Origin of the sequence: Winogradskyella sp., assembly GCF_013213975.1 — a bacterium.
Lineage (GTDB): Bacteria > Bacteroidota > Bacteroidia > Flavobacteriales > Flavobacteriaceae > Winogradskyella.
The window spans coordinates 1-25642 of the sequence record NZ_JABSST010000024.1 but is presented as its reverse complement, the minus strand read 5'-3'; the positions used below and the strand labels follow the sequence as shown (position 1 = coordinate 25642).

At 34.4% G+C, this 25642-nt stretch carries 21 protein-coding genes; 5 read left to right on the top strand and 16 right to left on the bottom strand.

The genetic code is table 11. The features are described from left to right. Positions 1 to 53: 53 nt before the first annotated feature. The 4 genes from HRU49_RS05135 to HRU49_RS05120 all read right to left on the bottom strand — a co-directional run bounded on the left by HRU49_RS05135 (position 54) and on the right by HRU49_RS05120 (position 5588). Positions 54 to 998 carry a formyltransferase family protein gene (locus HRU49_RS05135; RefSeq protein ID WP_296354839.1) on the bottom strand — a complete coding sequence of 315 codons (945 nt, stop codon included), beginning with the start codon at positions 996 to 998 and terminating at the stop codon, positions 54 to 56. 667 nt (positions 999 to 1665) lie between these two features. Further along, on the bottom strand, positions 1666 to 2595 hold the full coding sequence (locus tag HRU49_RS05130; protein ID WP_296354837.1) for a hypothetical protein: 930 nt from the start codon (positions 2593 to 2595) through the stop codon (positions 1666 to 1668). A 545-nt stretch (positions 2596 to 3140) separates the two neighbouring features. After that, entirely contained in the window at positions 3141 to 3959 is an 819-nt protein-coding gene (locus HRU49_RS05125) for a CPBP family intramembrane glutamic endopeptidase (RefSeq protein WP_296354835.1), read from the bottom strand. Between the two features lie 255 nt (positions 3960 to 4214). Further along, a complete protein-coding gene (locus HRU49_RS05120) occupies positions 4215 to 5588 on the bottom strand; it encodes an ADP-ribosylglycohydrolase family protein (protein WP_296354833.1) in 1374 nt (457 codons plus the stop codon). 56 nt (positions 5589 to 5644) lie between these two features. On the opposite strand from HRU49_RS05120, the gene HRU49_RS05115 reads away from it, so the two are divergent. Next, entirely contained in the window at positions 5645 to 5812 is a 168-nt protein-coding gene (locus HRU49_RS05115) for a hypothetical protein (RefSeq protein ID WP_296354831.1), read from the top strand. A 260-nt stretch (positions 5813 to 6072) separates the two neighbouring features. Here HRU49_RS05115 and HRU49_RS05110 read toward each other — a convergent pair whose 3' ends face one another. From HRU49_RS05110 to HRU49_RS05090, 5 genes are all read right to left on the bottom strand, one after another. Next, positions 6073 to 6969, bottom strand: a complete 897-nt coding sequence (locus HRU49_RS05110; protein WP_296354829.1) for a PHB depolymerase family esterase — start codon at positions 6967 to 6969, stop codon at positions 6073 to 6075. Positions 6970 to 7309: 340 nt separating this feature from the next. Next, complete coding sequence (locus HRU49_RS05105; RefSeq protein ID WP_296354827.1) at positions 7310 to 8143, bottom strand: VOC family protein; 834 nt, start codon at positions 8141 to 8143, stop codon at positions 7310 to 7312. A gap of 294 nt (positions 8144 to 8437) precedes the next feature. Continuing rightward, positions 8438 to 8782: a hypothetical protein gene (locus HRU49_RS05100; RefSeq protein ID WP_296354825.1), complete on the bottom strand. Its 345-nt coding sequence runs from the start codon at positions 8780 to 8782 to the stop codon at positions 8438 to 8440. Between the two features lie 64 nt (positions 8783 to 8846). Next, positions 8847 to 9191, bottom strand: a complete 345-nt coding sequence (locus HRU49_RS05095; RefSeq protein WP_296354823.1) for a hypothetical protein — start codon at positions 9189 to 9191, stop codon at positions 8847 to 8849. A gap of 394 nt (positions 9192 to 9585) precedes the next feature. After that, positions 9586 to 10980: a TIGR00366 family protein gene (locus tag HRU49_RS05090; RefSeq protein ID WP_296354821.1), complete on the bottom strand. Its 1395-nt coding sequence runs from the start codon at positions 10978 to 10980 to the stop codon at positions 9586 to 9588. 176 nt (positions 10981 to 11156) lie between these two features. Here HRU49_RS05090 and HRU49_RS05085 point away from each other — a divergent pair, with 176 nt between their 5' ends. Then, complete coding sequence (locus tag HRU49_RS05085) at positions 11157 to 12245, top strand: DUF2911 domain-containing protein (RefSeq protein ID WP_296354819.1); 1089 nt, start codon at positions 11157 to 11159, stop codon at positions 12243 to 12245. A 120-nt stretch (positions 12246 to 12365) separates the two neighbouring features. Here HRU49_RS05085 and recG read toward each other — a convergent pair whose 3' ends face one another. Next, complete coding sequence (gene recG / locus HRU49_RS05080; RefSeq protein WP_296354816.1) at positions 12366 to 14468, bottom strand: ATP-dependent DNA helicase RecG; 2103 nt, start codon at positions 14466 to 14468, stop codon at positions 12366 to 12368. A 57-nt stretch (positions 14469 to 14525) separates the two neighbouring features. Further along, entirely contained in the window at positions 14526 to 15287 is a 762-nt protein-coding gene (locus HRU49_RS05075) for a universal stress protein (protein WP_296354814.1), read from the bottom strand. Positions 15288 to 15456: 169 nt separating this feature from the next. Between HRU49_RS05075 and HRU49_RS05070 the strand changes: the two genes are divergently transcribed. Then, complete coding sequence (locus HRU49_RS05070) at positions 15457 to 17427, top strand: M1 family metallopeptidase (protein WP_296354812.1); 1971 nt, start codon at positions 15457 to 15459, stop codon at positions 17425 to 17427. Then, on the top strand, positions 17427 to 18311 hold the full coding sequence (locus HRU49_RS05065; protein WP_296354810.1) for a patatin-like phospholipase family protein: 885 nt from the start codon (positions 17427 to 17429) through the stop codon (positions 18309 to 18311). The genes HRU49_RS05070 and HRU49_RS05065 overlap by 1 nt, the downstream gene beginning before the upstream one ends. A 97-nt stretch (positions 18312 to 18408) precedes the next feature. Here HRU49_RS05065 and HRU49_RS05060 read toward each other — a convergent pair whose 3' ends face one another. From HRU49_RS05060 to HRU49_RS05040, 5 genes are all read right to left on the bottom strand, one after another. Beyond that, complete coding sequence (locus HRU49_RS05060; protein ID WP_296354808.1) at positions 18409 to 19632, bottom strand: GTP-binding protein; 1224 nt, start codon at positions 19630 to 19632, stop codon at positions 18409 to 18411. A gap of 24 nt (positions 19633 to 19656) precedes the next feature. Beyond that, complete coding sequence (locus tag HRU49_RS05055; protein ID WP_296354806.1) at positions 19657 to 20298, bottom strand: DUF1826 domain-containing protein; 642 nt, start codon at positions 20296 to 20298, stop codon at positions 19657 to 19659. Positions 20299 to 20429: 131 nt separating this feature from the next. Next, entirely contained in the window at positions 20430 to 20948 is a 519-nt protein-coding gene (locus tag HRU49_RS05050) for a hypothetical protein (RefSeq protein WP_296354805.1), read from the bottom strand. Positions 20949 to 20952: 4 nt separating this feature from the next. Then, positions 20953 to 22515 carry an FMN-binding glutamate synthase family protein gene (locus HRU49_RS05045; protein ID WP_296354803.1) on the bottom strand — a complete coding sequence of 521 codons (1563 nt, stop codon included), beginning with the start codon at positions 22513 to 22515 and terminating at the stop codon, positions 20953 to 20955. A gap of 3 nt (positions 22516 to 22518) precedes the next feature. Further along, entirely contained in the window at positions 22519 to 23787 is a 1269-nt protein-coding gene (locus HRU49_RS05040) for an amidohydrolase (protein WP_296354800.1), read from the bottom strand. Between the two features lie 136 nt (positions 23788 to 23923). On the opposite strand from HRU49_RS05040, the gene HRU49_RS05035 reads away from it, so the two are divergent. After that, positions 23924 to 25642, top strand: a 1719-nt coding sequence (locus HRU49_RS05035) for a UvrD-helicase domain-containing protein (RefSeq protein ID WP_296354862.1), incomplete at its 3' end; no start/stop codon positions are given.

Genomic DNA, 25642 nt, shown 5'->3' with positions numbered 1-25642 from the left:
ATATACTTTTGTTTTAATATCATTGCTCAGTCATTCAATTCTTGATGATTTTATCATTCCAAGACTTTATTTAGACCAAAGTTCAGTTTATAAATTAAGAATAACCTTTTAATAAAACGAATACAAATATGTGTTTTGGTGTCTTTTTGAGGGATCACGAAACAATCGTCTGAAGTAATGAACCAATTTTTTTTGCATTTTCTAAATGGTTTAGATTTAAGTTTAAAATTAGTTACTTTAATGTAATTGTTGTTAACCATAACATTTAAAAAGCCAAATGAATTCAGTCTATGTTGTAATTCCTCTAAGGTAAAAATTGAAGGGTTCTTAATCGTAGTTATGTTATTAAAATCTTTTTTGCTGTAATAATTTGGTTTGCCGTGTTGGGGACTTCCTAGAGCCTTATTAATAAAATCGTCTATAACCTTATTTAATTTTGAAGAGGCCAATTTTGCCTTTTCAAATTCAGTATCTCTTAAGTTTTTGGTATCAATTATTATTGATTCTGACAATAAAATAGGTCCGTGATCTACTTCCTTTGTCATGTAATGATAAGAATAGCCTGTTTCATTTTCTTTATTATATAGCGTCCAAGGGGTTACAAGCCAACCTCTATAATTTGGTAATATACCATTATGATGATTTAAAACAGAAGTAAAAATGTTAAGTAATTCAACACTAAATATTTGATCACAGCCAAAAGAAAATGCATAATCTGGCTTAATTTTCGATTTTAAAAAATCAATAAATTTTGGATGATTAATATTGTTATTTTCTGGAATTATTATTTCTACCCCTCTAAAAGTGCATAATGTTTGAATATTCCATAATAATTTTCGAGCTAATGGTGATTGATTTAGACTTGTATCACAAATAAGTAAAACCTTAATTTTATTTTTTTTTAGCGCAATACGAATTGTTTCATTAACTAAAATGATACTTTTTATATTACTATAATTAGCAAAAATGACAACAGATTTATTTGAGTTAAGAAGCATTAATTAGGGTCAATTGTTTAACAACCGCCTCAGCTATGATTTTGTTGCCAGCTGATTAGGGAGAGGTTAGAAGATACATGGAAATGAATTTACATAAAGTTTGTTTCATTCTCATTATTAATATTATCCTTTAGCTGTATAAATTTAGTAAATGTACCTCACGGATTTGTGAATCAATTGTTATAGAAAATGTCCCCCGGGCTTTTTTCATATGCTAAGATAGTCAATTGTAATGAAATCCAATTAGAAATTTAACTGCGATGCACCATACATGTTATGGTTATTTCCTTGATAATTATTGTTTAAAATGTATTGCTTAAGTTAAGCTTAAGAAAGTAGTTATTTCGTGTTCTTGACTAATAATCCAATCTAATATTGAATCTTTATTAGTTATATAATCCTTAAAACTGAGTTTTATTTCTTTGTACCAGTTCTTAGTAAGGCATCAGATCATCAATCTGAAGAAGTATAATGGTATTATTCTTAAATACAATCATCGATTAGCAAAAATAGTTTTATCGCATTATAAATTACTGCTAAAGGCTCAATGTAATTGTTCGTTACGGGTTTTAAGTTACTATATTTCGATCAAGCACTCACGCTAATATTGCCTGATGGATTCGGACACAGGCGCATCCGTTGTAATTACAGTTGTGCTTTGATAGGGTTAGTTTTTTATCCACTCAATTGCATTTGCAGACATTCTTTTGTAATCGTGACCGACATTCTTTATAGTATCTAAAGACCAATTGAAAGTCCAATTATTCTTATTTTTCAATTTCTTGTTTGCATTGAAAAAGGTTGTTCCACGCTCCAGCCTGTGTACTCCTTGTTCCATTGCCAAATCAGTTCTTCTAAATGTTCCTAAACTTGGATCATTATCTAATTCGCCCAATAAAATTACTAATCGCTTTTTATAAGCTTCTTGTAAATCTACATCTGTATTTTTAATCCCATAAGGAAATTCAAGTTTCTCATTTGGCAAACTGAAAAATCCAGAATTGGCAGAGATGGCTGTTCTTATTCTGGATTCTGGCATAAGCATTACCATTCTATGTACAAATTGTCCGCCAGCGGAATGTCCAAAAATATCGTAGTGTTCGTTTGTAATTTTGTTAACAGATTTAATATGGTCAAATATATTTTCAACCACCGCGTATGCCCATTCTCTTTTTGAGTTTTGAGTACCAAAAAAAGTAAATAAATTTCCCTCTTGATAATCGTTTGTTATGTATTTTGAAAATTTATTTTCGAATTCAGGAGCCACTATTAAAAGGTTATTTTCATCAGCTAATTTTACCCAAGCACTTAGATAGTCATCCGCATTTCGTCCACCACCGTGCATAACGAAAACAATTTTGTCTTCATTATTCCAACTTGCAGGTTTATAAGTCCAGACCTTAATTGATTTTCTCTTGCTATCTTTATATGCGTGCATAACAAAAAAGTCAATTCCGTTTTTAATTTTTTTGATTTCAGTTATTTCAGGTCCTTTAGGAAGTATATAGAGATATGTATAACCTACAACTGATAAAAGCAAAATGATAGAGAAGGAATATAAAATTATCTTTTTTAAAATTCTAAATGGTCTTTGCATGTAGTATTGTTTTTAGGGACTCAAATGTAATTCTCATTGATTATTAACCTAACTTTTTATTTCCGAATTGTTTGTTTTTAAGGATGAATTGTTGTTTAGAACAGCACCTAAAGGCGATTATGTATATTTTGAAGGACTAAGCTAAAGCAATTTGAAAAAGCGCTGGGACCATGAATATTTCTTAAGGATGAGATTTGGCAGGAAGTGACAATGTCCTAACTTCAGCTGATCTTTAAGTGAATTATACATAATCGGATTTGTATACGAAAAGTAGCAGATATTAAGAGACTATTTTCTAACTTAGGCTATAACTTATTTAGTCAGAAAAGCAATTCGAGTTAGAACTCAAACTCCTATTATTTAGATGCTTTTTTATCTGAGGTATTATTTGAAGTTTCCACTTGAAAACTTTTCAAAATTTTTCTATTCGGCTATAGATGTCCTAAATCCTTCAATTAGACGTTCTAGTTCTTGTTTTGAATCTTTATTTCAAGCCAATAGAGAAAGAAGTGCTAATCATAGGCTTATAGCTAATAGGGCATGTCTTATAGGTTAATTTTCTTTAGAACATCCTCTTGTGTTATTTTTCTTATCACTACAAGCGCAATGACAAACAATGGAATAAAAATTAGAATAGGCCCTGCAGCCGCTATTATTTGTTCGTGAAGTGTCAGCTCAACAATAGGATCCATACCGTTATTTAAACCCGGGAGCAATCTAAAAAGAAAGAAAAAATTAATAAGTCCGTGTGTAATGGCGAGTGGGATTAACTTATTGGTTTTTAATAAGACTACACCAAAAAAGAATCCTATAAAAATTGCGTACAACGATTGACCTATTACTTGCGGAATATTTTCATTTATAGTTAGGTTTAGTAAATGTGAAGCACCAAACAATATAGCAGGAAAGAGTACTCCTAAAAAAATTCCTCTATTGTGTGAAATATATTTTTTCATGAAAACAGGTTGTAGGTAACCTCTAAATACGAACTCTTCTGCAAAGCCTACTGCTTGACAGGCAATAAGTAACAGCGTCATATTAGAAAAATCTATTGATGATAAATCCTTATTTATAAAACCCAAAGTACCTAGTAAGCATAAATAGAAAGGTATTAAATTAAGGTGTTTAAAAGACCATTTATATTTTAAACTAATCCCAGATAATGCTTTTTCGTTTAGTCTTGTTATAAGTAAAAGACTGATTGAAAAAATAAAAAACATCTTAAATGTTAATATTATATATTCAACTTGAAACGTGGAAAAGTCCTTCTCAGTAATTAATCTATCAAAAGGTAGTAACATTACACTACTTATGCCTACAAGTACTGCTATACCTGAATAGAATGGGCTTAAATTTTTAATCATATCTATATCTTGCCATTTATGATTTTTACATAGAGGACGATACAGTTTAATTTTCGTTACCTAGATTTTGGAAATATTGTATTGGCAACTAATTATTTCATCACAATCTTTTTAGATTTCTGATCGGTTAGGGCACATTTGCTTGTGTGGTTAGAGTTTTTAGATCATATAGCGCAAGTAATCCTAAGCTAATACCATAGGTAAGTATATGTGGTCGTTTTAATGCCGTTTATAAAGTATTAGCAGCTTTTAAATTTATTCATTTTCTATTTTTAATGGGATAATCCACAAATCATTTTCTTCGTCAATTGTTCCTCCAATTTCTTCAATAACAACTCGATCCGTCACAATTAGCCCTCTTTGGGCCATTTTATCAATATCATCAATACCGCCATCTAAGAAGTTTTGCCTCGTCCTGTGAATATTAAAACGATTAGAAAATTGTCTATCGAAAGTCTTTTCAATTCCATGCTTACCAATCATGAAGCCTATTAAACCTCCCCAAGTTGCAGTTGGATTATCAGAATCCCATCCTGCTAAAGTTCCGATTTGTATAGTTTTTTTTAAATCACCCTCTCCATAGAACAAGCTTACTAAACTAGATGCAAAGTTTATCCCTGCAGCAAAACAACCATTACAATACAAGTTTTTTGATGTTATATCATATCCATCTTTCTGTTGCACCTGATAACGGTAGTAAATTGAATCTCTGGTTTGTTCCCACGGTATGCCTGATTTGTATAATTTACGTGAATAATCAAACATCTTTGCCGGGTATGAGTTGTCAGGTAGTATTTTTCGTGCCTGATTAGCCATCCAGTGGATGCGCTCACTCATTGTCTTGTCAAGTTTTAATGAGGCTAGAGAATACATTGTGACATAAAATTTTGAAATGTATTCAGCTTCTCCGCGAGCAGTTGTTTTTATTGGAAGATCGGCGATTTTGATTGCAATATCTGCTCGTCCTGGGGCAAAAAATCCAAAGAGCTCGGTAGTCAATTGGGCATCGATCATATCATAATGTTCATTCCTCTCAGGACTTCCGGTTTCTGGTGGTAGAATACCTTGTCTCATCAGGTCAAATGCTTTTTGATTAGACACCCATAAATAGTTCTCTTCTTCTGCTTTTATATGTTTTAACCAACCCGCCCGAATATGTTGTGGAGTTAGGTTGCTTACCTTGTTTTCATACATCAGGTTTTGATACATGTATTCAATATCTGTATCATCGTCAGCACCCCATACCTCTGTGGTGTCTCTGAATACAAAATCAATAGTAGGCGAAAGGTCACTGGAAACACCCTGGCCCCAAATACTGGGTTGGTCGGGTTTACCCCAATCCTCACGGGTGTAGAAATCTCCGGTCTTTAATTCTCCGATATTACCAATCTTATCCATCTCAGTGACCAGACCTGTCCAGTTTGCAATACACTTACCCAACCAAAAGCCGTATAATTGATTTTGGTAGTCTTTACGGGAAATAATAATATTATCCTTCTTTTCTTTAATAGAAATTTCAGTAGCCTGATTCTCCTTGATTTCAGTCTTACATGAACAGAAGGCGAGTATACAAAATGCTATTCTAAAATGGGTTTTCATAATTGCTATTAACACTGCGATGATGCACATTTCTCAAAAGTAGGGAATCGTTGCGAAGCGACAATGTAACCTTAGTTCACCTTTAGGTGAATTGTACATCAACGCTCTTCTATACGCAGAACTATATTTCTGATGAAAAGATACTAAATTCGTTAGCATTGATTTGGATAGATATTAGATATTTTAAGGATTTGATTCAAATTATTGCTAAACGATTAAGTGGCTTAGCTATTGCTAATCAATGGACTTATTAGATTAGGAATTCTAAAATTAACCAAATTACTGTTAACCGATGATGTTGCACGCTTTGGTTCTAAGTCCGTTGAAAGCGATATACTGAATTTCAGCTTTTATAATTATTTGGTTTAACCCTAAAGAAGATAACACATCTAGTTTAAGATGCATTGTCTGGACAGAAGTGCATAGTAAACTTAGTCTTTGGTTAATTGTTAGCGTCGGTGAATATAAGCGGTCGTTTTCATGTATTTGATGAAATGTTACATACCCTTGCTTATTATCTCAATCCATCTAGGTCATAACGTGACACAAAACTCCAAATCAATTCAGAAGCATTTTGATTTTGGAACGTTGAATTAAACCAAACATGGTCTCCTCCTATGTATTTGTAATGTTCAACAGAAACTAAGTTATCTCCTTGGTTATAAACAGAATGCTCAATTGTCATTCCGCTGCTGTTATCTGAGCTTGTAATAGGGGTTGTGATGGTATTATTGAAATTAATCCAATGGTTTAATATACTTTGTGTAGAATTATAATAATTATTTCCATTATACGGAATAACACTATCAGCGGTCCCATGAAGATGGAGCACTGGCAGTGGATGACTCGTATTACCAATACAATCCAACATGGTTCCAGAAACAGATGCAACAGCAGCTATTAATTCACTATTGTAATTTGCAAGTCCATAGGCCATCATACCACCATTTGAATATCCTGCCGCGTAAACCCTTCTTAAATCTACATTGTACTGTGTTGAAATTTGGTTGATCAAAACTTCCACAAATCCAAAATCATCAGCCTCGCTTTTATTATCTTCTCCTACAGGACAAGGATTCCAATCAGAAAAACCCTCAGAACAACTACCTTGTGGGTATGCCAAAATAAACACGTTTGATTCAGCTAATGAACGCATATCAGCTTCTTCCATGAATTCACTTGCACTTCCTCCAAATCCATGGAAATTTAGCATTAATGGTACAGAGGTCGTACCATCGTATGAGTTAGGTACATATAATACATACTCTCTATTTAATCCGTCATGAAAAATGGTTTGGGCATTTAAATTTGAATAACATGTTTCTTTAGTGTTAGTACTGCCGTCCTCTTTTTTGCATCCAGCTAAAAAAAATACAGCAGTGATAAAACTGAAAATTAACTTATTGGTCATAATCAAATTATTTAAATTGTGCATACGGAATCAGTATAGCTGACCGTTGCTGGTTTATATACGGGTTTAAGCTCGTCATTAATTTTAGTTTTATCTTTTTCGAAGATACTGTCATTGGGTATATTTTAAGAAAAAACTGATAGGAAGGTAATAATAAAAACGTAAAAATTATTTTAATAACATTATTTAATTCGCGTTTACCAACGTATTTGTTTATGCTTTTGTTGTGTGTTAAAATACTAAAGTGAACAAATAAATGACAGTTATAAATTTAGTAAGAACTTTCGAAAGTAGACAGATGGTTTCAATGCATCATGCGCGTTTTACGATAAGCTACTTTTTACAAATATATAATCAATGGTAATTCAGGTCTTAAATCAAACGATTTTCCTTGGATATCGTTATCAAAATGAAGTTCCATTAAATGCTCTTCACCATCTTTAACTGTCAAATTTTCAATTCCGTTTACTGCTTGAATTGTTTCTGTATTTAAGTTTAAATTTCTTGAAGTAATAATAATTTCAGTTATTTTTTGTGATCCATTAGGATGCTTATAAAATTCTCTCCAAATGGCGTGTTCTTCAGGAATATTCTTTAAATCAGATAATGTTTCAAATTTTTCGTATTCCATTTCTGGATAAACAACAAAAATTGAGGGTTCTTTAAGCTCTTTTTTTGAATTTTTAGCTGAATATATATTCATGTTTTTATCCATCCAATCTTGATGATAACTTATTTTTTCAAAAGGGATGTTATCTATGTTATAATCTTTAACTTTTAGAGCAAGGCTAAATGGTGAAGCCCCATTTTTTTCAAAGTTTGCTCTTTTTGTAAAATCTAAATCTTGATTTTTTTTATTGTTTTCAATTAGTTCATTTTGGTCATAAACAAAAATTAATTCGAGATAGCTATTTAGAAAACGAAAATACCTGCCGGAAGTGCCTTGGCCTTCGTGAATTGCTGAAAGAGAATCCGGTACAGAAGTAAATCCAATTTCTGTTAATCGTTTTTTTGCCTGTGTGGAATTTTTAGTCCAAATATTAAAATGGTCAAGTTGTAAATCAGTTGAAAGTCTTTCACTTCTTTCATATGGTTTCACGTCAGTCTTATTGTCTATACAAGCCGATAAGCTAAATAGAAAAGCTAAAATTGTAATATTGTAACGTATTTTCATTTTAATGTTTGCCTTTGGCGAATATGTTATCGTGCCCTAATAAACACAGTTCTGTATTGTGATTTGAAAAATAATAAATATGTTGGCAATGATTTGGATAAAGAATATTTAATTTAGGTGTGCATCTAAATCATCGGGCATTTTAAACTTTTTTGAGGCTAATACTAAGCTGTCTTTACTCATAACTCAAAACTCTTTGATCTTTACATAAACGCTGTTGTTTATTTATGTTTTTGACATATATTAACCAATACATAGGGTATTGCTTATGAGTATTGTTGCTTCAGGGTGTTGTCAGATGTTGTTGTGGTCACTAAAAAACGCAATTGCTTTTGGTTGAGTTTTCAAATTTTCAATAAATTTTTCTCGCTCATTTAAATTCATCGTTGGTGCTTGAGTTTGATAAAAGCGAATTGAACCATCTTTTTGAGGAGCAACCAAAATCAAACGTCCAACTCTTAAATCAAAAATCCGTGCATTTACAATACTATATGCGTTTTTGTCTGCTAATTGAATTGCAACCCAATCAACTCTGCTTTTACTTGATTTATTTAAACTCCCTTGTGCTAAATAATGTGGGTGATTTCTTGAAGTTGCTATAACAGGGTTTTCAGTTTTCAAGCTGTCTGCTATGGTCAAAATGGTAAAGTAGGTTATGTATTCATCAGTTATAGTTTTGAATAGATGCTCACTATGTTCTCCTCTACCAATTATGACTGTGTGTCCGATGATTTTTTTTACCACCAATTTCTGTTTCAATCGAACTATTCCCATTGCCAGGAGATTCATATTCCGGTGTTGGAAATGGCGAAGTAAAAAAAGGGAAGTCTAACGACGTTAGGGCATCAATATAACCGATTTCCATTTCAAGAGTTTTTGTGTCCCAAGTGTCAGACGAATTAAAATCTAATGCTTGTTTTTTAGCTTTTTCTAAATTCCAGAATGGCTCTATAGCCAAATCGTTGTTATCTTTCTTTTTAGATTCAGAATTACAAGAAGCTAGCATTAGAATCAGTGCTATAAATATTGGAAAAAAGTTTGTCTTCATATTGTTTTTAAAAGAAGGGCTTCACGCAGTGAGTATGACGGCAAGTTACATAAAAATTGCTGAGATAAAATGGTTCGTTCCAAAGTGCATTTAGTCAATGCTATGTTAAGTTCATAGTTGCCAGCAGCATACTCCAAAAGCTCTTTTTTATCTTTAGGAGTGGGTGCGTATGTTTCGATAAAAATTTAGATGGAATTTTCAAATAGGTCAAATTCACTCTAGTCATGTAATAATTCTTGGTTTTTTTACTAATAGCTAAATTTTCTTAAGATTGTTAAATATTGCACACTATCCTGCCAAACGCAGTTTCACGTCATTAAACGGCCTAAGTGCATACTAAAAATGCAACAAAGAGCAAGGTTGAGATAATCAGTCTTTTGGGTCAAATTGTAAATTAAAGTGGTAAATATGTAACCATTAAGGCCTGTGTCGCAAATAAAACTATAAAAGGTATAAAAAGATAACCAATGACATCTCTAGCTTGTATTTTAATGCCTTTGCTCATTACCGGAAATATAATCAATAAAAAGAAGGGTTGTAGTAAGTTACTTAAACTTTCGCCATAAGCAACAGACATTGATGCTCTTGCTGTCATAGCTGTGACTTCGGCAGCCGGGAGGTTGGTCCCCAATTCCTGCACCATGGTAATAATACTTGGGCCAATAACGGCAAATTCGCCACCTGCCGATGGAATAGCAAAATTAATAACACCACCTGTGATATAAGATATAAACGCATAGCTCTTTGGTGAAGCAATAGACACTAGAACATTACTTATCGTTTCTCCTAACCCTGATGCCAGCATAATACCCATTATCCCTGCATAAAATGGATACTGAAACAACACTCCAGAAATATTACTACTGGCCCGTTTCATAGCAATACTGTAGCGCATAGGTGTCATGTGTAAGAGCATACCTAAAATCAGGAAAATAAATATCATGATATTAAGGTTGAGTTCAAAGCCATGATTATAAAAGTAATAGCCAATGTAGCTTACACCTAATAATGCCACTGTAATTTGTAACCAACCTGCATTATTAAGTAGGTCAGATAGTGCTCGAAAAGGAAGTTTATAGGATAAGGCTTCATCCTTGACTGAATCTTCCTCGTCGTATAGTGAGGTCTGTAAGTCCCTTAATTCCTTACCTTCGGTTATATTTGGTATAAGTAACCATATTAAAATAGGTGATACCACAACAAACAAACCAATCATTGCTAAATTTAAAATAGATCCTAGAGTAAAGTCTGTGGAAATGACATCAGTTAAAATACCTTTATCTATTAAGAAGTTGTTTTTAGTGTTTAATAGCAATGCTATAGAACTGGATAGTCCACAAACCCAGCCATTAAATGAAAAGTAAACGCAGGCCACTAAAAAGGGGTAGTGGATGCCTTTGATGCGCAACGCCAACTCTCTACCTAAAATGGCTGTTATAACCACCAAACCAAAGCTAATTAAAGATAGTAAAGCGCCTAAAGCTATAATGATTACATATACTTGAGTGGGCGTTCTAATTAGTCTAGCAACGTGGTCTATACCACTTTTTACTGGAGAGGACTGTGCAATGCAATAAGCTGTGATGATAATGAGGACAATCTGCATGCCAAAGGATAGTAAATCCCAAAAACCATTGTACCAGCCTTCTAAAATTGAAATAGGTTGACTATCTGTAAGACTTAAAGCTAAAATCCCAGTAAGCAATGTTAAAATTAGGGCAAACACATATGCACTTGGCATGAACTTGGTAAAACCGTCTGTAAATTTTTGTCCGAGTTTGGTGAGCATATATTTTTTAGGTTGGTGCGTCTAAGATAGTAGTTTTATGGAAATTGAGGTATGTGTCTCATTGTCTTAAGATTACGTTAATTAACACTACTGCTGGATTCTTTAACATGTCCCTAACAGTGCTGCTTTTAAAATCGGTCTAATTTGGTAGTACGGCTAATTAAAACAATATAATCATGAGAACAATAATTGCGAACGCTGTAATGTGCGTTTTACTCTTTGTGTCTTTAAAGGCTAGCGCGCAGCTCACTACACCGCGTGGTAGCCAAATGGCTTCAGTAATGCAACGCGTAGGTACAACAGATATTACTATTACCTATTCTAGACCTAGTGTTAATGGTCGCGAAGTATGGGGGAAATTAGTACCTTTTGGAATGAACAATCTAGGATTTGGAACCTCTACAGCATCCCCCTGGCGTGCTGGTGCCAATGAGAATACAACCATTACGTTTACACATGATGCTAAAGTTGAAGGTAAAGCCATTGCTGCTGGTACTTATGGGTTCCATGTTAATGTAAAGGACACGGACAATGCCACTATTATTTTATCCACAGATAAAGATGCTTGGGGAAGTTATTTCTACGATCCTGATAACGATGCACTAAGAGTAGATGTAAAGCTTAAAGATATAGATTACACTGAGTTACTCACCTTTGACTTTGATGAAGTAGATAAGACTTCTGCTTTGGCTGCTCTAAAGTGGGAAAAGAAGGCGATTCCGTTTAAAATTGAAGTGGATGTTACCAAGATTGTACTGGATGATATACGCTCACAATTTAAAGGATCGACAGGATTTACAAGTCAAAATTGGGAACAAGCTGCCAACTTTTCACTAAATAATGGAGGGGATTTGGATGAAGCACTTATTTGGATAAATTCGGCATTAGAAGGGCAGTTTTTCAGTCAGAAGACCTTTAACGGATTAGTTATAAAGGCGCAAATACTGCAAAAAAAAGGTGATTTAGGAGGATTTGGTTCTACAATGGATGAAGCCGCGAAGCTTGCAACACCAAATCAAATTAATAGCATGGGTTATGCTATGATTGCTGCAAAAGATTATGATAGAGCTTTAAAGTATTTTAATATGAATGTAAAGAGTGATCCTAATAATGCCAACTGGTATGATAGTTTGGGCGAAGCCTACAAAGCTAAAGGGAATCATAAAGTGGCTATTAAGCATTTTAAGAAGTCACTCTCTTTAAATCCTTCGGCTAATGTAAAAGCGAATTCGGAAAAGAACCTCAAAGAGTTAGGAGCCTTATAAAGATATTCATCAGCAGAAACATGCACAGTCGTGTTTTTAGAAAGGTCTGGTTGTTGTTGGTGCTAGGCCTTTTTTCTTTTAATTTTTTAATGTTGTTAGTAGGCTAGCAGTGGTGCTAAACTAACTTATGTAGTTCCAGATGTTACGATACTTACTCATCTGTTGGTAGGTATTTAGAATAACTTTGTTTTCAGGTAAAGCTAAAGTTGGATCTAACCTTAAAACCAACTTTGCATGGTAACGCGCGCATTCTAAAATATCTTTATCTTTAACAATATCTGCGATGCGTAGATTTAAAACACCACTTTGTTGTGTGCCCATAATGTCGCCAGGTCCCCGAAGTTTAAGATCGACTTCTGCAATTTCAAAACCATCACTAGATCTTACCATAGTTTCTAATCGTGTTTTACTATCGTTGCTTAACTTGTGTCCTGTCATTAAGATACAGTAACTTTGCTCTGCACCACGCCCAACTCGTCCACGAAGTTGATGCAATTGAGACAAACCAAAACGTTCAGCACTCTCAATGATCATTACAGAAGCATTAGGCACATTAACTCCAACCTCTATAACTGTAGTTGCCACCATGATATTGGTTTTACCATTAACAAAACGTTCCATTTCATATTCCTTGTCAGCGGCTTTCATTTTGCCATGTACAATTGAAATCTGATAATTCGGAGTTGGGAATTCTCGTGAAATACTTTCGTAGCCATCCATCAAATCTTTGTAATCCATTTTTTCACTCTCTTGGATTAAAGGATAAACGACATAAATTTGTCTCCCTTTAGCAATTTCATCTTTCATGAAACGAAAAACCTTAAGACGATTATTGTCATATCTATGGACCGTTTTTATAGGTTTTCTTCCAGCAGGTAATTCATCAATTACAGAAATGTCAAGATCACCATAAACAGACATTGCTAAGGTTCTCGGAATTGGTGTTGCAGTCATCACTAGGATGTGTGGAGGAGAGGTGTTTTTCTTCCATAATCTACTGCGTTGAGCAACTCCAAATCGGTGTTGCTCGTCAATAATTGCCAAACCTAAATTCTTAAATTTTACTTTATCTTCAAGTAGTGCATGCGTACCAATAAGGATCTGTAAGCTGCCATTTTCAAGATTTTCGTGAATTTCTTTACGTTCTGAAGTTTTACTTGATCCAGTTAGTATTGAAATGCTGATATTCATCGAATTACATAATTCATATAATCCATTGTAGTGCTGGACTGACAAAATTTCAGTAGGTGCCATTAAACAGCATTGAAAACCGTTGTCAAGTCCCATGAGCATTGACATAAAGGCTACAATAGTTTTACCAGAACCAACATCTCCTTGCAAAAGACGATTCATTTGCGCATTACTACCTAAATCAGACCTAATTTCTTTAAGAACACGCTTCTGTGCGTTGGTAAGCTCAAATGGTAAGTGGTCGTTATAGAAGGTGTTGAAATAGTCTCCGACTTTATCAAATGTAAAGCCTTTAATTTTTGATTTATGGATGAGGTTTTTAAGAATTAATTGTAATTGAATGTAGAATAATTCTTCAAATTTTAATCTGGATTGGGCTCTTGATAAGAGGCTTTGATTTTTTGGAAAATGGATATTAAAAAGTGCCTCTGATTTGGATAATAATTTTAATTCACCTCTAACCGATTTAGATAAGCTTTCTGTAAATTGTCCTTTGGTCTCCAAAAATAATTGTTGCACCATTTTTGTAATTACTCTATTGCTAATGCCTTTATTAGACAGCTTTTCAGTTGAAGGATAAATGGCTTGCATGGCAGAACGTAAATTGTTTTCATGTTCAGTTTGCAATTCCATCTCAGGATGTGGCATATTATATTTGCCGCTAAACCAATTGGTTCTGCCAAAAATAACATAGGTCTGACCAATTTTAATACTCTCACGAACCCATTTTTGACCTCTAAACCAAACAAGTTCCATAAGACCGGTGTCATCTCTAAAGTCTGCAACTAAGCGTTTACCACGTTTTTGAGCAACTTCCCTAAAACCTGTAATCTGACCAATAATTTGAACTTCGGCATTGTTAGGTTGTAACTCATTAATGCTGTAATACTTAGTGCGGTCTATATAGCGATTTGGAAATAGATTAATGAGATCTTGATAGGTGTGAATGCCTAGCTCAGAGCGCAATAAATCGGCTCTGTTAGGACCAACGCCTTTAAGATAATCAATAGGGGTTTGTAAATTCACGCTCATAGAGCGAATTTACCAAATTCCGACGAAGGTATAGTCTTGAATTTAATTTGTATTTAACTACTGTTCTCCTTTTAAGACTAGAAGTGGAACTCGACTCTCGAAGTCTGCCTTATCTACAGTATGATCTAAGGTAACATCACTCCATAGTTTTTCAAAAAAGCCACGTTTGCGTCTAAAAACACAGATAAGGTCTGGATTTATAACATGAATATATTCCAGTACTCCTTGATATAATGTGGCATTTTCGGAAGAATAATATTTAGAAGTTAAAATAGCTAGGTCTTTATCAAACATTAAGTCTTCAGGAAGGTATGATGGTGTTTTTACTTGTAAAAGCGTCATTTCTGCTTTAGTTTCTATAAGCATTTGTTCTAATGGTTTTAAAGACGCGCTTTCGTCTACTAAACCAGATTTTATGGCAGTTAAAACATTATTTAGTCCCTTGTACTCAAAATTTTCAGGAATTAAAAGTACTGGCATGTCTGTTTTCTTAACAATACTTCCCGATAGATTATCTAAGAATTTAGTGTCACTAGTTTTGGGAGTATTGGCCGAAGCAACAATTAAATCGACATTATAGTCTGCGCAAAATTCTTTGATGTAATCTAAGTTGTCACCTTCAAAGAATCTAAAGTTTATGGCAATGTCTTGTTGTTTTGCATGCGCCATGATGTCTTCTAAATGATCTTCTTCTTCGATTTCGTGAAGTTGGATACCGTAAATCATTTCTGCACCAACAGCCTTAGCATAGTCAATAGCATAAAGAATGGTTGCTTTTTTTTCTCTTAATGAGCTAATAGGAACTAAAAAGGTTTTCATGACCTTGATTTTTATAAATTTGTGCAAAAGTACTGTTAATGAAAGGTTTAAATATGATGGTTTTCTGTTAATTCGTTGAAGTGATTTTATTATTAGATAACTGTAAGTGTATGCTGTATTTGATGCATTAAAATTTGTACTTTGGCGTTATCCTTGTATTGTATTTAATATGAAAAATAGTCTTGTTGCTTTCATACTGCTTTCATTCGTTATCTCCTACGGCCAGCAAAGTAATATTGTAGATTTTCAACGTGTTGAAGCGCTATTGGTTTTTAATCAATTAGCGGTGGACAGTACAACTTATAATGCTTATGAGGTGGATTTTAAAATTTTAAAAGAAACCGATTCCATTTTTTTAGATGCAGTGAATATGGAATTTAAACATGTAGCACTCAATAATTCAGCTGTAATATTTAAAAATGATGGTGAAAAGCTTATTGTCTACAGTGATTTCGAAGCAGGTGAAGTCTCAAAACTGAGCTTTATTTTTAATAATGCACCAAAGAAGGCCATGTACTTTTTAGGTTGGGAAAATGAGGGTCGAAATCAAATTTGGACACAAGGTCAAGGGAAGTACACTAGTAATTGGTTGCCAAGTATTGATGATGTTAATGATAAGATTGAATTTGATTTAAAATTCGTCGCTCCAAGGCAGTATGAGGTCATTTCCAATGGAGTTCTCAAATCAAAAACAGATAACTTGGGCAATATTCTATGGGAATACGACATGCAGAAACCTATGTCCAGTTACTTAGTTGCTGTGGCATTAGGTCGTTATAATTCCATTACAGAGCATTCTGAAAGCGGCATGCCGCTTCAATACTTTTACTATCCAGAAGACTCATTAAAAGTGGAGCCTACCTATCGTTACTCTAAACGAATGTTTGATTTTTTAGAACAAGAAATAGGTGTTAATTACCCTTGGCAAAACTATAAGCAAGTGCCAGTGCATGATTTTTTATATGCAGGAATGGAAAATACAGGATGTACCATTTTCTCAGATGCTTATGTGGTTGATGAGATTGGTTATAATGACAGAAATTACATCAATGTAAATGCTCATGAATTAGCGCATCAGTGGTTTGGTAATCTTGTTACAGCAACTTCTGGAGAACACCATTGGTTACAGGAGGGGTTTGCTACCTACTATGCGTTATTAGCTGAGAAAGATATTTTTGGAGATAACCATTACATGTTTAAGCTTTATGAGTCTGCGGTTGAATTAGGGCGCCAGGATATTGCTGGCAGTGGTACATCACTGTTAAATCCAAAATCAAGTAGTTTAACGTTCTATCAGCGTGGGGCATGGGTTTTACATGCTTTGAGATCTTTGGTTGGTGATACAGTCTTTAAAAAGGCGGTTAAGAACTATTTGATAAAATATCAGTTCAGTTCTGTAAAGACAGCTGATTTTATTAATGAAGTTGAAGCCTTGTATGGTACATCTCTGAAGACTTTTGTTAGTGTCTGGATTAAGCAAAAAGAATTTCCAGTTGATGCTGCTTTTGGCCTTCTGCAGAATCAATCCACATTTATAAATGAATATCTCATGGTAGATTGTCAAGCAAAATCATCTAAATGTTCAGACTATTTGAAATACTATGTTTCTGATGAAGCTAAGGTTAAAGTCATATCACAAATGCCAGAATTAGTGACTAAAGATACCTTTAAGCATGGTTTTAAGGTGCGTCAGGCTATTTCACAATATGTTACTAAAATACCTAAGGCTTTAAAAGAAGATTATGAAACTTTGTTAGATGATAAGTCTTATGTTACTATTGAGAATGCCTTGTATAATTTGTGGTCTAGTTTTCCTGAAGATCGCGCAAAATACTTATCAAAAACCAGGAATGTAATTGGTTTTAGTGATAAAAATGTAAGACTGCTTTGGATTGTTTTAAATCTTAATACTCCGTTTTATCAGGCCGATAATAAACAAGGACTTTACGAAGAGTTATTAAGTTATACTAATGAACGTTATGATGCAAATCTTAGAATTAAAGCATTTCAGTATTTGGATTTAATGCGCTCATGCGACGAGCGTTGTCAAATAAATTTAGATAATGCGAAAACACATCACAATTGGCGTTTGGTTAAGTTTTCAAAAGAACTATCTCAAAAACTACAAAACAAGGAATAATGCGAGCACTAGTTATATCTGGTGGAGGAAGTAAAGGAGCCTTTGCAGGAGGTGTAGCACAATACCTTATGCAAAACGAACAGCGCAACTACGATATGTTTTTGGGCACCTCTACCGGAAGTTTGTTATTGCCGCAATTGGCTGTAAATGATATTCCTAAACTTTATGATATTTTTACTAATGTGCAGCAACAAGATATATTTAGTGTAAGTCCCTTTGTACAGCGCAAAAAAGGGGATAGGGAATATGTGTCAATTGATTTTGTGAATTCCTTATGGCAATTCATAAAAATGAAACGCACCTTTGGTGAGAGTAAGGCTTTAAAGCGAAATATAAAACGAAATTTTACAAGAGAAGAATATCAAAAGATCAAGCACACTAAACATGATGTGGTTGTTACCGTTTCTAATTTGTCAATGAATCGGGTAGAGTACAAGTCAATTAACGATTGTACGTATGAAGAATTTTGCAATTGGATTTGGATATCCTGTAATTATATACCATTTATGTCTTTAGCTAAAGTGAATGGTTATGAATATGCAGATGGAGGCTTAGGTTGTGTTATTCCAATTCGTGAAGCTATAGAACGTGGTGCTACTGAGGTTGATGCTATTGTTCTAGAGGCTGAAAATATGGGAAAGCAACGGGTTCTTGGCAAGAATCCATTCTCTTTAATGATGAATTTATTTGGGCATTTACTCGACCAGGTAGAACGCAACGATATTGTCATTGGAAAGCTGGCTGCAAAAAATAAAAATGTTAAACTTAACCTTTACTACACGCCAATAAGTCTTACCGAAAACTCATTAATCTTTAGTAAGCGTCTCATGGTAAAATGGTGGAAACAGGGTTATGATTATGCTGAGAAGAAACATTCTGGTTAACTACCAAAGCTCTCCCACTTCTTGTTTTATGTAAGAGAGTGCTGCGCTGCTTGGGGCTTGTTTATTTTGTTTGTAGAACATTATAAGACTGCATCTTTTAAAAAGAACTAGGTGGTCTATTAATAGAAAGCCATTCATCCTCATATCCTAATTTCCATTTCAAAGTCGCAAGTTCTTCATCTGTTGAAAGACAACGGTTAAGGTCGAAAACGATTTTCTCTTTATCCATACCTTGTCCTATAAAAACAATTTCATTTTTTCTATCGCCAAAAGGTTTGGACCAGTTTTCTTCTATGATATCCTGATTTTCAACAAATGCCACAAATTGCATTCTCTTTTTTAGAGGCATACTGCTCCACCAGACACCAGCATGTTTAGCATTAAGCGAACCTCCTGCCTGTCCCCAAATTAGTGCTTGGTCAGGTCTTGAGGCCATCCAAAATAAACCTTTACTTCTAATAATTGAATTTGGAAAATCTCGACTAAAGTTTAAAAAGCGATCTGGATCAAATGGTTTTTTAGACTTAAATACAAATGATGATATGCCATATTCTTCGGTTTCTGGAGTATGTTCGTCTTTTTTAAGTTCCTCTATCCAACCTGCGCTTTTTTCAGCCTCATCATAATTAAAAAGACGTGTATTAAGGATTTTCTCAGGAGCTACTTTGCTAAAACTAGATTCTATTATTTGTACTGATGGATTTAAGGTATATATAGTACCTTTTAATTTACTTAGGTGTTCTGAAGTGACTAGATCTGTTTTATTCAAAACGATAACATTGGCAAACTCAACCTGGTCTGTTAATAGGTTAGCTATTGTTCTGTGGTCTCCTTCCATATCGGTAAGCTTTCGATCTAACAGCAATTCTGGGCTTCCAAAATCATTAAAAAAATTAAAGGCGTCTACAACCGTTACCATAGTATCTATGTAGCTGAATTTAGATAAATCAATATTGTTATCTTCATCAATAAAAGTGAATGTTTGGGCAACAGGGACAGGCTCGCTAATTCCTGTACTCTCAATTAGCAAGTAATCAAATCGGGCTTCTTTAGCTAGTCGTTCAACCTCTACCATTAAATCTTCTCTCAATGTACAGCAAATACAACCATTACTCATTTCTACGAGTTTCTCTTCTGTTCTAGAAAGTGTATTTTCGTTCTTAACTAATTCGGCATCAACATTTACTTCGCTCATATCGTTGACAATAACTGCTACCTTTAACCCTTCCTTATTATGAAGTATATGATTGAGTAAAGTTGTTTTACCTGCGCCTAGGAAACCACTTAATACAGTAACAGGAAGTTTTTCATTCGAAATCATAATTGTTAATTTATGCTGGTTTAATTAAAAGTTTAAAAATCTATCCGTGTCCAATCTTAAAAGTAATCGCTTTTGATTTAAATTTTCGATACTTGGACTTTTGTGCACCGCGGCATTATTACTCGTTTTATGAAATTTAGATCCTTTAAGTATTACGACAGAACCAGTTTTTGCTTGCTGAATTTTACTTTTATCAATAACAATTGATTCATTACTCTTATAAGAATTGAGAGCTTTTAAGTTTATATTATTTTGAGTAAGCCATATTGTACCAGGTCCGCTATAGGTGCATAATAACCTTAAATCGTTATTATCCGCATGAAATCTTCGACACATATTTGTGTTAATAGTGGCTAAATACAGATGTAAATCTTGAGAATTAGTAAGCTCAGAAAAAAGCAGTAGAAGGTATTCAATATCCTTTAAGACCAACGTATTAACATCTGAATCAATTAAGTTGTTGATTTCTTTGAAGATAGTTTTTGCATTTCCTTTTAATTTTATATTAATATCTAGTTTTAGGAGGTTGTTAATTTCATTGCTTAAGTGACTAATATCTCTATTTTGAATTGCAACATTAATTTCATTCTTGAAAATGTTTTTTAGGTCATTAGAAGAGGAGCTTATCGACCAATTCTTTGTTGCTGTAGCGGATCTTAATTTCAACTTTGAGATCATGTTTTAAAATAAAAATCTAAGCCAAAGATAATTATTTAATATTTATTGCAACTTAGTTGCAATAAATAAAAGTCAAGGTTAAAGTCAAGTTGTGTTTAATAAGTAAATGAAGTTAAAAACTACCAAAGTTCACCAACTTCTTGTTTTATAAAAGAAAGCGCTGCGCTACTTGGTGCTTGTTTATCCATAAGCTCTGTTAAAATGACTTCACGCAACTTATCAGCGGTGTCTGTTTTTTCATTCATGTTTGATTTTCGTATCAATTGAATAGTTGCATTTTTAGCAGCCATAATAATGCTCCAACATTGGTCGCTCACATAGATTTGCTGTGATAAATTATGTTCAAATTCTTGTTCAATAGTTGATACAAGTAAATTCTCATAATCATCTTTATTTGAGGAAGTTGGATTAACTCTAGTTAATAGTTTAGTTGGTGCAATACGTTCTAAAAAAAGAGACATGCGCTCGTAGGCTTGCAAGCGTATTGGGAAGGCTTCTTTCTGTAGGTCTTTAGTGATTAAAAAGTTTCTTCTATTATTTTCGTTTTCTACATGTTCTCTAAAAAATAAATAGGCAATGGCTCCTGTTACTAAAGCAGGAATGGTGTACATTAAAAGATTGATCAGTTGTTGCTCCATAAAGTTAATTGTTCTTTTGTCCACCAAGATAAACACAATCTTTTAAATGTTGCATACTTTTAAAAGGAACTGGTGTTTTTTGGTAACGAAATGTTTGATCAAAATTCTTGGTTAAGTTATGATCATCCACATTCATTTCAATATCATTCATATTAAACTGGCAAGGATGTTCGTAACCTGCAGCGTGCGTTATCTCAATTAGCTCTTTTCTAAAGGTTTTAAAGTATTGCGCCAATCGCTCCGACTTCAGCGGTACATTAATACCATTTTGTAGCCATTTGCTCTGTGTGGCAATACCTGCTGGACAACGATTGGTATGGCAAATTTGAGCTTGAATACAACCAATACTCATCATAGCTTCTCTTGCCACATTAATGCAATCAACTCCCATAGCAAAGGCCATAGCAGCTTTTGCTGGAAATCCTAACTTACCACTGCCTACAAATACAACACGCTCAGTAAGATTGTGCTTTTGAAATAGTTTATAAACATCGCTAAAACCATAAATCCAAGGTAATGATACATGATCGGCAAAACTTGGTGGTGCAGCACCAGTACCACCTTCACCTCCATCAATAGTTATAAAATCTGGACCACGATTTTCTTTTTCCATAATGCTTGCTAACTCTTCCCATTCGTCAAGCTTTCCAATAGCTGCTTTAATACCAACAGGCAAGCCTGTAGTATCAGCAATGGCTTCAACAAAATCTACCAACTCAGCAACGTTAGAAAAGGCTTTATGATTAGGAGGGGATAGTACGGTTTTTCCAATTTCAACACCTCTAATTTCAGCAATCTCTTTAGTAATTTTCTTACCAGGTAAAACACCGCCTTTACCAGGTTTAGCACCTTGCGATAATTTAACTTCTATAGCTCTAATAAATGGGTTGTCTTCCACAAGTTTTACCATTTTTTCCATCGAAAAGCCTCCATCTTCAGATCGTACTCCAAAATAACCTGTACCAAAATGAAAAACAACATCTCCACCATTACTGTGATAAGGGGATAAACCACCCTCTCCAGTATTATGGTAGGCATCAGCTATTTTTACTCCCTTATTTAAGGAATCTATGGCTTTGGCTGATAATGAACCAAAACTCATAGCCGAAACATTTATTATTGAGGCTGGGCGATAGGGACGTTTACGCTTGTTATATGCACCCATAACCTTAGCGCAAGGCGCAAATGTTTTATCAAGTTTACTAGGATGAGTGTCACTGAGTTTATAAGGCATCATGGCATTATTGATAAATATATGCTGATGCGAAAAAATATCTCTATCTGTACCAAAGCCTTCATAGTTGTTTTCGTTCTTAGCAGAGGCATAGATCCAGCTGCGCTCAATACGATTAAAGGGTAACTCTTCTCTGTTGTTAGCAACAAAATACTGTCGCATTTCTGGTCCAATACTCTCAAGAAGGTAACGCAGATGCACTAAAACTGGGAAATTATGTTTTATGGTGCTTGATTTTTGAAATAAGACGTCTCTTAGCGCTATAAGCAGAATGGCTATAATAATCCATAACCACCAAGGGATTTGATTCAAGAATTCCAAAATTGAATCCATAGATTAGTTGTTTAAATAATCTAAAGTTAATTGTGTTAATGCTTTTACTCCTAAGAGCATGCCACTTTCGTCGATTTTAAAATCAGGTGTATGATGTGGAAATGGTTCTTCATTTCCAGGTGTCATGCCACCAATAAAGAAATAAACACCAGGAACTAGTTCTTGGAAATAAGAAAAATCCTCACCACCAGTGGTCGCTTTCATGAGTTGTACATTTTCTTTACCGGCTGCCTTTTGTAAGGAAGGTAATACTTGATTGGTTAAATCAACATCATTAAAAGTTACGACAGTGTTGTTCTGCCATTCTATTGTTGCGGTTCCTCCATAAGCCTTTGCAATATCTGCAGCCATTTCATTCATTCGCTTCATAATTAAGGTTCTCATACCTGGATCGAGTGTTCTTACCGTTCCAATCATTTCTGCAGATTCAGGTATGATATTAAAACGCGTACCTGCAGATATTTTTCCAACGGTTATAACAGCTGGTGCATCAATTAAATAGGATTCTCGTGAAATAATCGACTGAAACCCGTCAACAATTTTTGCTGAAATATAAATCGGATCAACTCCAGACCAAGGCTGAGAACCATGAGTTTGTTTACCTTGAACTTTAACTACAAATCGTTCCACAGCCGCCATAATACCCTCAGTTTTGTATTTTATAATACCTACTGGAGTTTGAGCGTTTATATGGAGTCCAAAAATGGCATCGACTTTTGGGTTTTCTAATACCCCTTCTTTAATCATCAATTTTGCACCACCTTCTTCTCCTGGCGGCGGACCTTCTTCTGCTGGTTGGAAAATAAACTTCACAGTGCCTCTTATTTGGTCTTTATGTTTAGAAAGTACTTCGGCGACAGACATTAATATGGCTGTATGGGTATCGTGCCCACAGGCATGCATTACTCCTGTATCGGTACCAAGAAAGGTAGTTTTTACTTCGGATTTAAATGGTAACTCATTTCGTTCGGTAACTGGTAATGCATCAATATCTGCTCTTAATGCTACAACTTTACCCGGTAAATCCCCTTTTAAAAGTCCAACTACGCCTGTAATCGCAATTCCGGTTTCCACATCTAAGCCCAATGATTCCAGATGTTCTGCTATTTTTTTGGCAGTCTTAAATTCCTGATTTGATAACTCAGGATTTTGATGAAAGTGACGGCGCCATTCAATTAATTTGTCTTCGATATCAATAATATCTTGCTCTACAGAATTTTGAGCGTAACTAATTGAAAGTGTAAGTAATAAAAATGCAATAATAGCCTTCATATCATTTTATTATTTGCCTCTAAGATATTGAAATTTAGCGAAACAATTCTTTTAATAGATTGTTTATAATTAATGATTCAAAGCTATTGAAAAACCTTAGAGTATGCGTATTTTCACAGTTCGAAAAAATGAGCTTTTGGAACAGTATTTAAGTCAACTTAATGAAGCGCAATTAGCACCAACTTTGCAGAAGGATGGACCAATGATAGTGGTCGCTGGCGCTGGATCTGGTAAAACACGAGTCCTAACCTATCGCATTGCTTATTTAATGAGTCAAGGTGTGGATGCTTTTAATATTTTGGCACTTACTTTTACTAATAAGGCTGCTCGTGAAATGAAAGGGCGTATCGCAGATATTGTTGGCGACAGTGAAGCAAAAAATCTGTGGATGGGAACCTTTCATTCAGTTTTTGCAAAGATTCTTCGTTTTGAAGGGCATCACCTTGGATTTCCGAGTAATTTTACGATTTATGATACTCAAGATGCTCAAAAACTCATTGGATCTATCATAAAGGAAATGGGTTTAGACAAGGATATTTATAAATCGAAACAAGTCTATAGTCGTATATCTTCTTATAAGAATAGCCTCATAACAGTTAAGGCTTATTTTAATAATCCAGAATTGATGGAAGCTGATGCTATGGCGCGACGCCCAAAAATGGGTGATATCTACAAGGAATATGTAGACCGTTGTTTTAAAGCAGGTGCCATGGATTTTGACGATCTATTGCTAAGAACAAACGAACTACTAACCCGTTTTCCAAGTGTTTTAGCGCAATATCAAAGTCGATTTCGGTACATCTTAGTTGATGAGTATCAGGATACAAATCACTCTCAATATCTTATAGTAAGAGCCCTTGCTGATCGTTTTCAAAATATCTGTGTAGTAGGCGACGATGCGCAAAGTATTTATGCCTTTCGTGGTGCAAATATCAACAACATTTTAAATTTTCAAAAGGATTATGATGGTGTTAAAGTTTATCGTCTGGAACAGAACTACCGTTCAACGAAAATGATTGTAGGTGCTGCAAATTCAGTCATTGAACACAATAAAACTAAACTTGATAAAATTGTCTGGACGGCTAATGAAGTTGGTGAGAAGGTCATTGTACATCGTTCCATGACTGATGGTGATGAAGGGCGTTATGTTGCCAGTACCATTTGGGAAACTAAAATGAATAATCAGCTAGCAAATAGTGATTTTGCCGTTTTGTATCGAACCAATGCGCAATCACGTGCTATTGAAGATGCTCTCCGAAAACGAGATATTCCATACCGTATCTATGGTGGTCTTTCTTTTTATCAGCGTAAAGAAATTAAAGATGTTACGGCATACCTTAGGCTAATTTTAAACTCATCAGATGAGGAAGCTCTTAAACGCGTTATTAATTACCCTGGGCGTGGTATAGGTCAAACAACGATTGATCGTCTTGTTGTAGCTGCTAATGCCACTGGTAAGACCATTTACGACATCATGAAGAATATTGACAACGAAGCAGTCAATATTAATAATGGCACTAAAAATAAGCTTCGAGACTTTGTGACACTGATAGAAAGCTACAAGGTCATGAATCAAGAGGCAAATGCTTTTGAATTGGCAGAGCATGTTGCAAAATCTAGTGGCTTAATTAGAGAGCTTAATAAAGATGGCACCCCAGAAGGTGTCACTAGGATGGATAATGTTCAGGAGTTGTTAAACGGTATAAAGGATTTTGTTGAAGGGCAAATTGAAGTTGCAGACAGTACAGGTTCTTTAGCAGAGTTTTTAGAAGATGTGGCCTTAGCAACTGATTTAGATGGCGATAAAGGCGATCCTAATCATGTAGCGCTTATGACTATTCATTTGGCCAAAGGA

What these genes read in the sequence shown, in the direction of transcription:
- HRU49_RS05050 (WP_296354805.1), bottom strand. Translation starts at nt 20,948, where the DNA reads ATGGAGCAACAACTGATCAATCTTTTAATGTACACCATTCCTGCTTTA.
- HRU49_RS05125 (WP_296354835.1), bottom strand. Translation starts at nt 3,959, where the DNA reads ATGATTAAAAATTTAAGCCCATTCTATTCAGGTATAGCAGTACTTGTA.
- HRU49_RS05085 (WP_296354819.1), top strand. Translation starts at nt 11,157, where the DNA reads ATGAGAACAATAATTGCGAACGCTGTAATGTGCGTTTTACTCTTTGTG.
- HRU49_RS05135 (WP_296354839.1), bottom strand. Translation starts at nt 998, where the DNA reads ATGCTTCTTAACTCAAATAAATCTGTTGTCATTTTTGCTAATTATAGT.
- HRU49_RS05075 (WP_296354814.1), bottom strand. Translation starts at nt 15,287, where the DNA reads ATGAAAACCTTTTTAGTTCCTATTAGCTCATTAAGAGAAAAAAAAGCA.
- HRU49_RS05105 (WP_296354827.1), bottom strand. Translation starts at nt 8,143, where the DNA reads ATGAAAATACGTTACAATATTACAATTTTAGCTTTTCTATTTAGCTTA.
- HRU49_RS05110 (WP_296354829.1), bottom strand. Translation starts at nt 6,969, where the DNA reads ATGACCAATAAGTTAATTTTCAGTTTTATCACTGCTGTATTTTTTTTA.
- HRU49_RS05045 (WP_296354803.1), bottom strand. Translation starts at nt 22,515, where the DNA reads ATGGATTCAATTTTGGAATTCTTGAATCAAATCCCTTGGTGGTTATGG.
- HRU49_RS05065 (WP_296354810.1), top strand. Translation starts at nt 17,427, where the DNA reads ATGCGAGCACTAGTTATATCTGGTGGAGGAAGTAAAGGAGCCTTTGCA.
- HRU49_RS05130 (WP_296354837.1), bottom strand. Translation starts at nt 2,595, where the DNA reads ATGCAAAGACCATTTAGAATTTTAAAAAAGATAATTTTATATTCCTTC.
- HRU49_RS05070 (WP_296354812.1), top strand. Translation starts at nt 15,457, where the DNA reads ATGAAAAATAGTCTTGTTGCTTTCATACTGCTTTCATTCGTTATCTCC.
- HRU49_RS05090 (WP_296354821.1), bottom strand. Translation starts at nt 10,980, where the DNA reads ATGCTCACCAAACTCGGACAAAAATTTACAGACGGTTTTACCAAGTTC.
- HRU49_RS05060 (WP_296354808.1), bottom strand. Translation starts at nt 19,632, where the DNA reads ATGATTTCGAATGAAAAACTTCCTGTTACTGTATTAAGTGGTTTCCTA.
- HRU49_RS05040 (WP_296354800.1), bottom strand. Translation starts at nt 23,787, where the DNA reads ATGAAGGCTATTATTGCATTTTTATTACTTACACTTTCAATTAGTTAC.
- HRU49_RS05095 (WP_296354823.1), bottom strand. Translation starts at nt 9,191, where the DNA reads ATGAAGACAAACTTTTTTCCAATATTTATAGCACTGATTCTAATGCTA.
- HRU49_RS05120 (WP_296354833.1), bottom strand. Translation starts at nt 5,588, where the DNA reads ATGTGCATCATCGCAGTGTTAATAGCAATTATGAAAACCCATTTTAGA.
- recG (WP_296354816.1), bottom strand. Translation starts at nt 14,468, where the DNA reads ATGAGCGTGAATTTACAAACCCCTATTGATTATCTTAAAGGCGTTGGT.